General features: G+C 73.5%; 9 protein-coding genes. 2 read left to right on the top strand and 7 right to left on the bottom strand.

What is annotated here, in order from left to right; all coding sequences use genetic code 11:
- Positions 1-79 precede the first annotated feature (79 nt).
- Positions 80-1,585, top strand: a complete 1,506-nt coding sequence (locus tag AB0912_RS05830) for a hypothetical protein (RefSeq protein ID WP_366696690.1) — start codon at positions 80-82, stop codon at positions 1,583-1,585.
- Between the two features lie 50 nt (positions 1,586-1,635).
- Here AB0912_RS05830 and AB0912_RS05835 read toward each other — a convergent pair whose 3' ends face one another.
- The 6 genes from AB0912_RS05835 to AB0912_RS05860 all read right to left on the bottom strand — a co-directional run bounded on the left by AB0912_RS05835 (position 1,636) and on the right by AB0912_RS05860 (position 9,016).
- Positions 1,636-4,170 carry a SpoIIE family protein phosphatase gene (locus AB0912_RS05835; RefSeq protein ID WP_366696823.1) on the bottom strand — a complete coding sequence of 845 codons (2,535 nt, stop codon included), beginning with the start codon at positions 4,168-4,170 and terminating at the stop codon, positions 1,636-1,638.
- Positions 4,171-4,849: 679 nt separating this feature from the next.
- Positions 4,850-5,281 (bottom strand): ATP-binding protein, encoded by a 432-nt coding sequence (locus AB0912_RS05840; RefSeq protein ID WP_366696691.1) that lies wholly within the window; start codon positions 5,279-5,281, stop codon positions 4,850-4,852.
- A 293-nt stretch (positions 5,282-5,574) separates the two neighbouring features.
- On the bottom strand, positions 5,575-6,003 hold the full coding sequence (locus AB0912_RS05845) for a (deoxy)nucleoside triphosphate pyrophosphohydrolase (protein WP_366696692.1): 429 nt from the start codon (positions 6,001-6,003) through the stop codon (positions 5,575-5,577).
- 45 nt (positions 6,004-6,048) lie between these two features.
- Positions 6,049-6,231 carry an SPOR domain-containing protein gene (locus AB0912_RS05850; RefSeq protein ID WP_366696693.1) on the bottom strand — a complete coding sequence of 61 codons (183 nt, stop codon included), beginning with the start codon at positions 6,229-6,231 and terminating at the stop codon, positions 6,049-6,051.
- Between the two features lie 471 nt (positions 6,232-6,702).
- On the bottom strand, positions 6,703-7,455 hold the full coding sequence (locus AB0912_RS05855; protein WP_366696694.1) for a GntR family transcriptional regulator: 753 nt from the start codon (positions 7,453-7,455) through the stop codon (positions 6,703-6,705).
- A gap of 148 nt (positions 7,456-7,603) precedes the next feature.
- Positions 7,604-9,016, bottom strand: a complete 1,413-nt coding sequence (locus tag AB0912_RS05860) for a DUF4190 domain-containing protein (protein WP_366696695.1) — start codon at positions 9,014-9,016, stop codon at positions 7,604-7,606.
- Between the two features lie 430 nt (positions 9,017-9,446).
- On the opposite strand from AB0912_RS05860, the gene AB0912_RS05865 reads away from it, so the two are divergent.
- Positions 9,447-10,553, top strand: a complete 1,107-nt coding sequence (locus AB0912_RS05865; RefSeq protein ID WP_366696696.1) for a threonine synthase — start codon at positions 9,447-9,449, stop codon at positions 10,551-10,553.
- A gap of 263 nt (positions 10,554-10,816) precedes the next feature.
- Here AB0912_RS05865 and AB0912_RS05870 read toward each other — a convergent pair whose 3' ends face one another.
- Complete coding sequence (locus tag AB0912_RS05870; RefSeq protein WP_366696697.1) at positions 10,817-13,120, bottom strand: SNF2-related protein; 2,304 nt, start codon at positions 13,118-13,120, stop codon at positions 10,817-10,819.
- Positions 13,121-14,014: the final 894 nt, after the last annotated feature.

The raw sequence follows: 14,014 nt of genomic DNA on the forward strand, positions 1-14,014 counted from the left end.
GCGCGGCCATACGCTCCCAAATGTGACGTCGTCGTCGAGTCGAAGCCGGTCGCGCCGCGCCCCGTCGAACAGCGCCGCCGTGCGGGTGACGCATACGGTGCTCGGCGGGCTGGCCGGGGTGGGCTGGCTGTTGCTGCCGCCTGCCTACGGGGCGAACGGCGGGATGGGCGTGAACGACGGGACCGGCGCGGCCCGCGAGGGCGGGGTCACGGTGGCCGTCGCCCGGAGCGCGACCGCCACACCTCCCACCCTCACGGCTCCCGCCAACAGCCCTCCCCCCGACACCGCTCCCGGCCACACCGCTCCCGAGGCCGCCGGAACGACGGCCGGGGACCTCGTCCCGCCGTTCGTCGCCGCCGGTGCGGCGAGCGCGCTGGCCGCCTACGGGTACACGCGGCGCAGACGGCGGGCGGCGACACGGACGACTCCCGGCGGCAACGGCGACGGCAGCGGCAGCGGCAGCGGCAACCGGCTGATATCCCTGCCCGAACTCGACCTCCAGGCGGCGCGGTTACTCGTCCTGACGGACGACTGCGTGCGCACCTCCGCCGAGGAACTGGGCTTCGCCGCCGCCCAGGCGCCGCCCGGCGCGACCGCGCCCTACGCGGAGGCACTGGCCCACGCGGAGACCGAACTGCGGGCGGCCTTCCGGCTACGGCAGCGGCTGGACGACACGGACCCCGGGGCGGACGCGGACGACCGGCGGGAGGCGCTGGAGGAGATCGTCACCCGGTGCCGGGACGCGGGGCGGCGCCTTGACGCGGCGGCACCGGGGTTCGACCAACTCCGGGCGCTGGAAAGGGATATCGGGACGGCGGTGACGTACGCCGAGACCCGGTTCCGTGAACTCGCCGCCCGCACCCCGGTAACCGAGGCCACGCTCACCGAGCTGCGAAGCCGGTACGCCCCCACCGCCTGGCTTCCGGTCGCCGGTGATGTCGAACAGGCCAAGGACCGGCTCCTGTTCGCGACGCTGCGCCTCAACAGGGCACACCAGTACGCGGATCAAGGCCAACCGGCGAGGGCGGCGGCCTCGTTGCGTGCGGCGGAGGCGGCGGTGGCCCAGGCCGGCGTCCTGCTCGACGGAGTGGACCGGCTGGCGGCTGATCCGGCCCTGGCAGAGGCCCAATCGCCCGGGACCGGCGATCCCGTCGACGCGCCGCGACAGGCGCCCGAAGCGGGCGCGGCGCTCACCCCTGCGGGCGGCACCGAGACACCCGGTCTGCGTGACACCGCGCTGCCGCACGCCCGGAGCGCACTCGCCGCGGCGGCCGTCTTCATCGGCACCCACCGGGGAGCCGCCGGCGTCACGGCCCGTACACGGCTGGCCGAGGCGGAACGTCTGCTCGGCCCGGACTCCGCACCCCCGGCGCAGATACGCCGGGCCGCCCAACTCGCGTGGGAGGCACGGCAGTTCGCCGAACAGGACGTACGGGCGTACGGCACCCAGGCGGCCGGTGACGCGCACGCCGGGACGGCCGGGGCGGTGCTCGGCGGTGTCCTCCTCGGCGACGGCGAGGGCCCGGCGAGCTACGGCGGCCCCCTCACCCGGGACCGCCGCTCGGCATCCGACGCCGCTGCCTGACCCGGCCCCGGGCAGGCGCCCGGCATCGACATCGGCGGGATTGGACGGGCTCAGAACAGGCTCAGCAGCGCCTCGGCCGGGTCGGTGAGGCCCGTCTCCCCGTCCGGCAGCGGGAGTTCGAACCAGACCGTCTTGCCCCGCGGCGTACGACGGGAGCCCCACGCGGCGGAGAGCAGGCCGACGAGCTGGAGGCCGCGGCCCCCCTCGTCGGTGTCGCGGGCGCGGCGGCGGCGCGGCTGGACGAGCCCGGCGTCCCACACCTCGCAGACCAGGGTCCGGTCGAGCAGCAGCCGCAGTCTGATCTCGCCCTCGCCGTACCGCAGCGCGTTGGTGACCAGCTCGCTGACCAGCAGCTCGGTCGTGTCGACCAGCGGCTCCATGTCCCAGGCGAGGAGCTGCGCGCGGGCGTACTCGCGGGCGCGGCCCACGCTGCGCGGCTCGCGCGGCAGGGTCCAGTCGCCGACGGACTCGGCGGGCAGCCCTTGGACGCGGGCCATGAGCAGGGCGATGTCGTCCTCGCCGTGGTGGGTGTCGAGGGTGTTGAGGACGTGGTCGCAGACGTCCTCCAGCGGGCGGGAGGGGTCGGTGAGCGCCCCCACGAACGCCTGGAGGCCCTCGTCCAGGGGGTGGTCGCGCGATTCGACCAGTCCATCCGTGTAGAGCGCCAACAGTGCGCCTTCGGGTAGTTCGACCTCCACCTCCTCGAAGGGTTCGCCGCCGACGCCGAGGGGCATGCCGGGCGGCACGTCGAGCATCAGCGCGTTCTCGCCGGGCTCGACCAGGACCGGCGGGAGATGGCCCGCGTTGGCGAAGGTGCACCGGCGGGTCACGGAGTCGTAGACCGCGTACACGCAGGTGGCGAGGTACACCTCGGAGAGGTCGGCGTCGCGGGGCTGGCGGGCCGTGCGGGTGGCCTGCTGGACGCCGCCGGGGGTGCCGAGGCCGCGGGCGATCTCGTCCAGCGCCGAGAGGACCTCGGCGGGTTCGAGGTCGAGCAGCGCCAAGGTCCGTACGGCCGTGCGGAGTTCACCCATGGCGACCGCGGCGCGCAGCCCGCGGCCCATCACGTCGCCCACCACGAGTGCCGTGCGGTGGCCGGGGAGTTCGATGACGTCGAACCAGTCGCCGCCCACCTCGGTCGCCGCGTTGCCCGGCAGATAGCGGCAGGCGATGTCGAGCCCGGAGGCCTCGGGGTCGCCCGGGGGCAGCAGGGAGCGCTGGAGGATGAGGGCGCGTTCGTGCTCGCGGCGGTACAGCCGCGCGTTGTCGATACAGACGGCGGCGCGGGCGGCCAGTTCGACGGCGAGGGAGCGGTCCCGGTCCCCGAACGGTTCGCTGCCCTTGGTCCGGGCGAACTGGGCGAGTCCGACGACCGTGTCGTGGGCGACCATCGGGACGGCCAGCGTCGACTGGATGAGGCCGCCCTCGTCGGCGGGGACGTACTGCGGCTTGGCGGTGCGCAGGGCGTCCGCGCAGGCCGAGTTGAAGGGGTAGTGGTGGACGGCGCCGACGGCGACGGGTGCCTGGCCGCCGGCGAACGGCGCGTCGGAGACGGCGCTGGCGAACGCGACCCGGCGCAGTTCCGCGCTGCCGTCCGCGAGACCGGGCGGCGCCTCGTCGCCGGCCAGCAGGCCTTGGTACAGGTCGACCGTCGCGAGGTCGCAGAAGCCGGGGACCACGACGTCGAGGAGTTCGCGCGCGGTGGTCTCCAGGTCGAGGGAGTTGCCTATGCGGGCGCCCGCCTCGTTCAGGAGGGCGAGATTGCGCCGCGCGGCGGCGGCTTCCCGGGCGGCGGCGCGACGGGAGGTGATGTCGGTCCCGAGCCAGGCGATACCGATCGGCCGGCCGCTCCCGCTGTGTACGCGGTAGAGGTTGACGGACCAGTGCCGGCGCTCCTCGAAGCCGGGGACGTAGCCGGTGACGTGCATGTCCGTGATGGAGTCGCCGGTCTCCAGGACGCGGCGCAGGATCGCCGTGACGCGTTCGGCCTCCGGGTGCGGGAGGTAGTCGTGGACGCCCTTGCCGTGGTGGTCCTCGGCCTGGCCGCCGAAGGTCGAGGCGAACCGCTCGTTGGCCCGCCGGACCCGCAGGTCCTTGTCGATCAGCAGGAAGCCGAACGGAGATTGACCGAAAATCGCCTGCGAGGCGGCGAGGTCGGTCTCGATGCTGCGCAGGGTGCGGACGTCCACGACGATGCACACGGCGGCCCGCTCGCCGGCCTCGGTCGTGGTGGGCATCACATAGACCTCGGCGAGGCCCTCGAACGGCTCGGCCGCGCCCTCGGGGGCGGGCATCCGGAAGGGCACCAGGCCGGTCCACTCGCGGCCGTCCAGGATCTCCGCCATCTTGCGCTGGCCGAACTCGCGCCGGTCGGCGGCGACGAACGCCTCGATGGGGTCCAGGCCGACGGCCCGCTCGGCGGGGATGCCGAAGATCTGTTCGGCGCGCAGGCTCCACTGGTCGACCAGGCCGTCGGCGCCAATGGAGAAGGACGCGACCTTGATGTAGTCGTAGATCGAGCCGGGGGGCGAGGTCTGCCACAGCGCGTCTCCCAGCACGTCACCGGACGCCTCGGGCGGCGCCACGGGCGTGGGCTGGGCGGGCGCCTCGGGGGAGACCTCCGTCGGCGCCTGGGTGGGTGCCTCAGGGGAGGCCTGGGTGGGCGCCTCGGGAGAGGACTCAGCCGGGGTGCCACTGCGCGCACCCGCCGGGGCGTCGCCCCGCGCCTCGCCCGGCTCGTCACCCGGCACCGAGCCCTCCGAGCCCGCCGAGCGCACCGCGCCCTCCGTCGTCGTCTCGCCGACCGGGCCGGCCGCAGCGCCATCCGCCCTTTCGCCCGAGGTGTGGCCCGCGTCGTCGCCGGGGGCCGTGCGCGCGGAATCGCTCGCCGCATCAGCCCTCGCGCCGTCCGACGGGTCCTCCGACTCCGTGGCCTTCGCTGGTATCTCGCTCACGCGAACCGTCCCCTCCAGCTCACCGCGTCCGGCACCGGTCACCGGGGGCGGCTGCCCGCAGTATCCAGCACTACGGCACCGCACAACACGGTGTTCACGATCACAGCACGGTCCCGATGGTTTTTGGACCGGCCGCGACATACTCCCAGTCTTCTAACCAGGTGGCGCCCCGTCGAATCAAAGAATCCGTCAGCCGCCAGTGGCCTGAACCATTCGAGCGCCGAGCGTGCGCCCCTGCGCCCGGTCCACCACGCCGGCGCAACCCCTCCGGGGCAGGTCACCTCACCCCCGCGCGACGCCGAAGGGGACCTCATCCCGGCACGGCCAGTTCGAACCAGACGGTCTTGCCGTTCTCCCCGGGCCGGGTGCCCCAGCTCCGGCACGACCCGGCCACGAGCTGGAGTCCACGCCCGCTCTCGTCCTCAGCCGCGGCGGACCGCTCGCGCGGCGGGTCGGGGAGGGGGTCGGAGACCTCGACGCGCAACGCGCGCTCGCCGTCCAGGGGGCGCTTGAGACGGACGCCGATCGGGCCCGTCGCATGCCGCAGGGAGTTCGTCACCAGCTCGCTGACCAGCAGTACGGCGATGTCACCGACGGAGTCCAGCTCCCACGTGCGGAGCTGCCCCCGGACAGCGGCGCGGGCGGTACGGACCGCACCCGGCTCCGCGGGAAAGGTCCACTCGGCACACTCGCCCTCGGTGTCGATCAAGTCGATCACTTCCCAGACCATGAACTCACCCATGTCCGGTTTCGTGGGATTAGTGAGCCCATACCCGATATCGGCGCCGGTTTACCGCGTTCAGCGGGCTCCTGTGGGGCGAACGGCGTACGCGCCGCGCACGGAGCACATACGGGGCACGCACAGGCACACGCACGGGCACGCACGGGCACGCACGGGCACGCACGGGCACGCACCGGCACAGACCCATCGCGGACGGATCGCGAACGGGCCCCCGGGACGGATCGTGAACGGGCCCGTGAACGGATCGCGAACGGGCCGCGGACCGGTCGCGGACCGGTCGCGGACGGGTCGCGTCACCCCTCGCCGGGGAAAGCCGCGCTCCCCGTACCGAGCCACGGCAGCGCGTCCTTCACCGCCGGGACGTCCTGGTCGAGCCAGTCCACGTCCCAGATCTCCTCGGGGGTGAGCCAGCGCAGCTCGTCGTGGTCCTCCAGCGGGCGGGGTGCGGCGGAGCCGGGCAGCAGGCGGGCGGCCCACACCACGAGCACGTATCCCTGCTTCAGGGGCCACTCGCCGGGGACGCGCCCGAGCGGTTCCGTCTCCACGCCGAGTTCTTCGCGCAGTTCGCGTACGAGGGCCCGCTCGGGGGTCTCGCCGGGTTCGACCTTGCCGCCCGGCAGTTCCCAGCGCCCGGCGAGTTCGGGGGGCGCGCTGCGGCGGGCGGCGAGCAGGCGCCCTTCGTGCACCAGGGCGCCACCGACCACCACGATCCGTTCCGTCATGCGCCGGAGCCTACGGGAGTGGAGCGGGGGTCCGGACGCGGTGGATCACCGGCTTCCGTTCTGCCCGATCCGCTCGACCCAGTAGAGCTGCTTGTGGCCGCGGGCGTCGAGGCTGTCCGCGATCTTCTGCGCTTCGGCCCTGGTCGCGTACCTGCCCACGCGGTAGCGATTGCCGTTGTCGTCCTGCCGTATGACGAGCCAGGGAAGAGTGATCGTGCCGTCGTTCATCCAGCCCCTCCGCTTCCCGCCCCGGGCCCCCGTCCTGCCCCGCCCTCTAACGAAACCGCACTCCGCATATGCCCGAGCCTACGCCTAACCTTCACGCAGCGAATACGGCTTTTCACAAAGAGGTACGCAACCAGCCAAGAGGGGACGCCGTCACAGGGGGCGCACGCCGCCGAACACGCCGTCGGCCGCCTCTCGCGCGCTCGCGAACAGGGCGAAGGCGTTCCGGGAGGCGGGACTTGAGAAAGGCCAGATTCCAACCGGGTTCGCGGCGGCACCAGTTGGGCGGCTACGCGGACGGGACACCCAGCCCACCCCCGGGCCAACCGGCCCGGTCCGCCTCGGATCAAGGCAGGCCAGGCCGCGTCAGGGCGGGTCAGGCGGGGTCAAGGCGGGCCAAGCGGGGTCCAGTCAGGCCGGGCCGGGTCAAGTCACCTCGGCGGGCGCATAGTCACCCGGCACTTAGCAGGGGCGTCACTTCACCGGCAGGTGGTACGCGATGCGGTACCGGTCGGCGGGGACCACGACGTCCGCCGTCTCGACCGGGCGGCCCGAGGCGTAGAAGGTCCGCTGGATGACGACGACGACATGGCCGGGGACCCCGCCGAGCGCGAGCAGCTCCTCTGCGAGGCCGGGGCGGGCGCCGACCTCCTCGGTCACGTTGTCCACGATCACGTCGATGGCGGCCATCCGCTCGACGACGCCCATGCCGCCGAGCGGGCCCTCCTCGGGGAGCATCACCGGCGTGCGCCCCGTGACGGCCAGCGGCTCCCAGGAGGTGGAGAGCATCATCGCCTCGCCACCGTCCCGGTACACGTAGTTCGTGCACATCACGCGGTCGCCGGGCTGGATGGCGAGCCGCTCGGCGATCGCGCCGCTCGCCTCCACCTGCCGGCTGTGCGACTCCCAGGTGCCGCGCGCGGCCATGTCGGCCTGCTCCTGGCGGAACGGGGTCGCCCCGCTGTCCGGCCGGTACCCCGAGCGGGCCACCCGGCGCGGCACCGGGCGCTCGCGCACATAGGTGCCGGAGCCGGAGCGGCCCTCGACCAGGCCCTCCGCCATCAGGACCTTGCGCGCCTCCAGGGCGACGGTGTCCGACACCCCGTACTCCTCGCGGATCCTGGCCTGCGAGGGGAGGCGGGTGTGCGGTGGCAGCGAACCGTCGACGATCTTCTTACGCAGATCACCCGCGACACGCAGGTAGGCCGGCTGCTCACCGAAAGTCACTTAGCGGCTCCCATCAGGTTGTACAGACAGCAACAGCGTGGCAACCGTGGGTTGTACCATGCAAGCAAAGGCCAAAGATTCACTCGATGTGATGAAGTGAGTCCGGTGAGGGCATTACGCAGGCACTTTCTCCCCGCTGTGGCCGCCGTTACACCGCCATTCCGCTGCCGCCTTCGCCGCCGCGCCCGCCACTGCCGCCCCGGCCGCCACCGCTGCCACCACTGTCGCCGCCATCGCCGTCGCCGCCCTCGGGGGCGTCGTCCTTCGGCACGGTGGTGGCGAGGCCCAGAGCCTCGCGGGTGGTGACCGTCGTCTTGGGCTCGATCAGCTTCAGGCCGTTCTTGTAGTGGGCGTAGAAACCGTCCGCGTCCCGCGCCTCGGCGGCCCGCTCCCACTCCCGCTGGGACCGGTCGAGGTTCTTCAGCAGCGCCTCGACGCTGTCGCTCGCCGCCGGGCCGAAGGTGTGGCGGCGGAGCTTCCCGCTCTGCTCGACGAGCGCGTCGGAGACCCGGTCCGCCCACTTCTTGTGGCCCGGCAGATCGTCCTCGACGTACTGCTCGTCGGGCGCGGAGTCCATGGCCGTGTTGAGGAGGCGGGCCGCGTCGAGATAGGCGAACTGGTCGCCGTCGAGCGTGGTCACGTCCTTGCGCAGCGAGCCGGTCAGGGTGCCCTGCTCGTCGGTGTTGCCGAACATGCAGGTGATCTCGCGGTCGCCGACGCGCCAGCTCTGCCGGGTCGGCGTGAAGTAGTAGACGTCGACGTCGTCCGGGACCGCCCAGGCGTCCATCGCGTACCGGTCCATGAGCGCGTAGCACTTGTCGTCGGCCTGGTCGGTGACGGCGGAGTCGCCGGGGAAGGTGTCGCCGGCGACGGTGACCGAGGCGAACACCTCCGCGTCGTGCTTCCCGGCGCAGGGCACCTTGTCGACGTCGTAGGCGAGGCCCTCCAGGGTGTCGCCGGGCGCGTCGAAGCACTCGCCCTTGCGGAGGGAGAAGGTGTTCCCGGCCGCGCCCTCGGTGAAGCCGTCCCAGAAGTCGTCCGCTCCCCCGGTGGCGAACATCAGCGCGACCAGAAGGGCGCCGATGGACGACATCACGATGCCGCCGACCGCCATTCCCTTGCCGCGCTCCCCGCGCTTCTTGATCTGCGCGAGCGCCACGATCCCGAGCACCAGCCCGACACCGGGCAGGAAGCAGAGGATGCCGAGCACCAGCGCGGCGATGGCGAGCCCGTTGACGGGCGCGGGCCGGTTGTACGGGGAGTAGCCCTGCCCCCAGGGCTGGTACGGGGTGCCGTAGGGCTGCTGCTGGTACGGGTACGCGGGGTACTGGGGGTGCGGGGCGTTGGGATACGGGGCCGGCGGGGCCGGGGACGAGTAGGCCCCAGGCGTCCCTTGCGGTGCCTGCGGTGCCTGCGGTGCCTGTGATCCGTACGGTGCCTGTGATCCGTGCGGTCCCTGCGATCCGTGCGGTCCCTGCGGGCCCGGAGCGCCCGGTGGTGTCCCTTGCGGCGGGTACTGACCCTCTGGTTGCCGCGGCCCGGGCGGCGGGGGTATGGCCACGAGTTCCCTTGCTCCTAGTCCACACACGGTGGAACCTGCGTACGGCTGCCGGTCGACTGTCGGAGGACTGTCGTATGGCTGGGCGCATCGTAAGGGGGAGGCGGGGGGAGCCGTGCGGGTGGGCCACCGGCGACCGGGGCCGGGCTCCGTCCGGCGGGGCGACCGGGGTCGGTCGGAGGGGGCCCGGGGTCGGCGGAGGGGGCCCCGGGGGCGGAGGGTGAGGTGGCCGTTCTTGGACGAGCGGGTGTCGGGCGGGGTCCGGCCCGGGGAGCGGGCGGGCGGGGCCGGCGGTGTCGGCCGGGGTCCGGCCCGGGAGCAGGCGGGCGGGGCCGGCGGTGTCGGCGGCCGGCGTGGGTCCGGGGGCGTGCCCCTGGCCTCCGCGCCCGGTCCTGCCGCGCCGTCGCCCCTCCCCCGCGTCTAACCTGCGCCTATGACTGCACTGCCGGACTGCTTCTGCCCGACGGACGGCACGCGTGTCCCCGCCGGTTCGCTCGCCTGGTGCTGCCCGGTGTGCCGCGGGCCGCTCGATCTGGACTTCGCGCCGATCCCGGCCCCGCTCTCGTCGCTCACCGGCCGGGTGAACTCGCTGTGGCGGTACGCGGAATGCCTGCCGCTGACCGGTCCCACCGTGAGCCTGGGCGAGGGCCGCACTCCGCTGGTCGCCCTGCGCGAGGGGGTCTCCGCGAAGCTCGACTTCCTGATGCCGACGCTGTCGTTCAAGGACCGCGGGGCGGTACTGCTGGCCGAGTTGGCGCTACGGCTGCGCCCCCGGCAGGTACTCGCGGACAGCAGCGGCAACGCGGGCACCGCGGTCGCCGCGTACTGCGCCCGGGCCGGCCTGCCCTGCACGGTCTACGTTCCGGAGGGCACCTCACCGAAGAAGCTGGAGCAGATCGAGGCGCACGGGGCGCGGCTGCGCGTGGTCGAGGGCGACCGCGAGACGACGGCACGGGCGGCCCGCGAGGCGGCCGACGAGGAGGGCGTGTTCTACGCCTCGCACGTCTACAACCCGTACTTCCTGCACGGCACGAAGACGTACGTGCACGAACTCTGGGAGGACCTCGGCGGACGCCTGCCGGACGTCATCGTGGTGCCGGTGGGCAACGGCACACTGCTGCTCGGCGCCGCGCTCGCCGTGGCCGAACTGCACAGCGCGGGGCTGATCGACCGCAGGCCCGCGCTGTACGCCGTCCAGTCCGCGGCCGTCGCCCCGCTCGCGCACGCCTGGGCGGAGGGCGCCGAGGACCTGGTCGGCGTGACGGCGACGGCGCCCACGTTCGCCGAGGGCATCGCGATCCCCAACCCGCCCCGGGCCCGCCAGATCCTCCGCGCGGTACGCGCCTCGGGCGGCGCCTTCCTGACCGTGACGGAGGACCAGATCCGGCACGCCCAGTCGGACCTGGCGGGCCGCGGCCTGTACGTCGAGTCCACCGGGGTGGCCTGCTGGGCGGCGGTACGTGAGGGCGCGCTCGGCGAACGGGAGACGGTGGTTCCGCTGTGCGGGGCGGGGGTGAAGACGGGGATGGCCCGGGAGTGAGGGCTCGGCAGTGAGGGTCCAGCTCTTGGGCTTGGGGTGGAACGCGGGTTCGCGTTCCACCCCAGGCCCAAGGTCGGAGTCGGGCTCGGGCTTGACGTCGGTTTCTGTCTCGGCCCCGGAGTCGGGCTCGGGCTTGACGTCGGTGTCTGTCTCGGCCGCGGAGTCGGGCTCGGCCCCGGAGTCGGAGTGCGCGTCCGCGTCCCCGTCCGTATCCATATCCGCGTCCGTATCCACGGCCGTATCCGTATCGGCGCGCCCCCTGCCTAGCCCCCTCCCTCGGCTCCGCCGGCCCCCTCCGTCCCCTCTGCTCCCTCCGCCGCAAGCCTCTGCTGTTCCTCCTCGACAATGCGGCGGGCCAGGCCGCTGTCCGAGACGTCGACGGCGTCCGGGGTCGCCTCGGCCATGTCGCTGCGGCGGGCGTAGGCGTCGAAGAGCAGCGACTTGTTCCGCAGGATGCTCAGCAGCCGTTCGTCCACGCTGTCCGCGACGAGCAGCCGGTGGACCTGGACGGGACGGACCTGGCCCATCCGGTGGGCGCGGGCCACGGCCTGGTGCTCCAGGGTGGGTTTGACCTGGGGCTCGCACAGGATGACCACGGAGGCGGCCTGGAGGTTGAGGCCGATACCGCCGGCCTCGATCTGACAGAGCAGCACCGCGTGCCCGGCCGCCTCGGTGAACGCGTCGACCAGCCGCTGCCGGTCGGCGGCGGCCACGCTCCCGGATATCGGCCCGAACACCCGCGCCCCCGCCGCCTTCCCCTCCACGCCCCGGAGCGCCTGCTCGACGGTGGTGAGCACGTCGCGGAAGTAGGAGAAGACCACGACCTTGAGCCCGTTCGCGGCGGCCTCGGCGACGAGTTCGCGCAGCCGTTGGAGCTTCGCGGACTGCTCGGGGTGGGCGTAGGCGGCCCGGCGCATGGCCATGAAGTTCCCGGCGGCTACGGCGTCGCGGTAGGCCCTGCGGTCGGCCCGGCCGAACTCCTCCCACTCGTCCACCTGGACGAGCGCGGGCAGTTCGGTGAGTACATCGCGCTGGTTGCGCCGCAGGTAGGCGGGGGCGACGGCCGTACGGAAGGCGTGCGGGCCGGCGGCGGCGCTGCTGTTGTGGATGGCGGGGAGCAGGTCGGGGCGCAGGTGGCGGACGAGGCTGCGGAACTCCTCGACGCGGTTCTCCATGGGGGTGCCGGTGAGGAAGAGGACGCGGTCGCAGCGGGCGGTCCAGGCGGCGACGGCCTTGGAGCGGCGGGCGTCCGGGTTCTTCACGTAGTGGGCCTCGTCCACGACGAGCATGCCGGGCGGCGCCCCACCGACGACACCGGAACCGGCGTTGCCCGCACCGGCGTTTCCCGGACCAGCGTTTCCCGGACCAGCGGCGCCCCGACGGCCGCCGCCCGCTGCCGAACCCGTACCGTCCGGTACCGGCAGGGTGTGCAGGACGTCGTACGTGGTGATCGCGACGCCACCGCGCTCGCGCCACTCGGTGTAGGCGTCCTGCCGGTGGGCGCCGTGCACGGGGAAGGCGCGCAGGGTGCTGCGGGCGCCGATCTCGCGGGTCCAGTTGATCAGGACGCTGGCGGGGCAGACGACGAGGAAGTGGGAGTGCCCCTCGGCGGCGAGGTGGGCGAGGGCCGCGATGGCCTGGACGGTCTTGCCGAGGCCCATCTCGTCGCCGAGCACGACGCGGCGCTGGGCGAGGGCGAACCGGGCGCCGAAGGACTGGTAGCCGCGCAGGGAGACGCGGCGGTGGGTGTCGTCCAGGCGCTGGGCGTGCACGCGCTCGGCGACCTCGGAGGGCAGGAACCCCTCGGCCGCCTCGACGTCGGCGGCACCGGCGGGGTGGTCGGCGATCTCGGCGAGCTGGCTGTAGTACTCCGGGGAGCGCAGCTCGAAGTCGACCCAGGCCTCGATCTCGGAGGCCGGTTCACGCAGCAGGTCGGTGGATGCCTGCGCGAGCAGCAGGTGCACGTCCCTGGCGGCGGCGTCGGCGGTGAGGGCGCGCAGCGCGACGACCGCGGCGAAGGCGCTCTGCCGGCGGCGGCGCCCGGTGACCGCGAGCCGCAGCCAGCCGGCGGCGGGGGCCGCTTCGGGGAGCAGGGCGCCGAGCCGCTCGTCCAGGTGCCGGGCGGCGTCGACGGCCCGGCGCAGCTCGGGTCCGGCCTCGACGAGCCGGCGCAGGGCGATGACGAGGGCAGTGGTGCGGGGCTCGGGGTGGTCCACGTCGATCCGTACGGAGACGGTCTCCTCGACGGCGCGGGCGATCTGCCGGGCGGCGGCGATGGCCTGGTCGGCGGTCTGGGCACCGACGCCGGGGATCTGCCGAAGGTCGGCACGGCTCGCGTCGTACACGGCCCGCACCGAGCCGAGCCCAGCCGCCTCGAGCGCCGCGAGCCGCAGCCGCCCCTCGGTGACGTCCTTCAACCGGGAGACGGGGATGGACTCCAGCTCCCGGGCGACGAGTTCGTCCCGGAGCGGCGCGAGGGCGGCACGCACGGCGTCGACGGCCCGAACATGATCGGCGAGCACCCCGCGAGCCGCCTCGTACAGCCGCCCGGCCTCGGCAAGCAACACCCGAACCTGCCGCCCGACGGGGACTTGCGCGACGGGGGCCTGCCTACCGGCCTCATACGCACCGGACGACCCCCCGGAGGCTTCGGGACCGCCGGATGCCCGCGGGCTAGGCTCATGGGCGGCGGAAGCGTGCGCGCGGGGTTCATGGGCGGCCGAAGCCTGCGAGCCGGGTTCATGGGCGGCCGAAGCCTGCGAGCCGGGTTCGTGAGCGGCGGAGGCCTGCGAGCCGGGTTCGTGGGCGGCGGAGGCCTGTGCGGAGGGCGGCCCGGCTGGCGGGGCGGCGGCCCCCTGCCCACCGCCGTACACCGGCCCATCCCGGCGCACCTGGCCATCGTCAGGCGCCTGGCCATCGCCGTACATATGGCCGGGGCCCTGGCCGGACCCGTACCCACCGTCGACGTACCCCCCGGCGCCGGACCGGCCCCACGCTGCCCCCTCCACACCAGCCACCCTGACACCCCCAACGCGCCATACGCCCGATTCGCCCGGACCACTCGTCATCCGATGCGCGCATCCTGCCACGCCCCACTGACACCACCCCGCCCGATCCACAGACCCGACCCCGCCGAAAAACCGACAACCGCCGACCGCCCAGGGCCACCTTCGAACCCCCAGGCGCCCCTTTCCCGCCAGGTCCATACCAAGAGAAAACCCCCTTACGCCCCTTTCCGTCCGACATCCATCACCAATTCGCCCCACTTCGTACGGCTTTCGGGAATGGCTGTAATACGCAGAGGTCTCCGGGGGACAGCACAGGCATCCTGATCACACCCCACGTTTCCCGCTTCACCACCGCCGTTTCCCGGTCCCCCACCGGAACGACGACGCCCCCACTCCTGTCCGGCACCACCCGCACGACCGATCCCACGGTCGCCCCGACTGCCAGGAGTTGCC

Source organism: Streptomyces sp. NPDC007084, from assembly GCF_040703595.1.
Classification (GTDB): domain Bacteria; phylum Actinomycetota; class Actinomycetes; order Streptomycetales; family Streptomycetaceae; genus Streptomyces.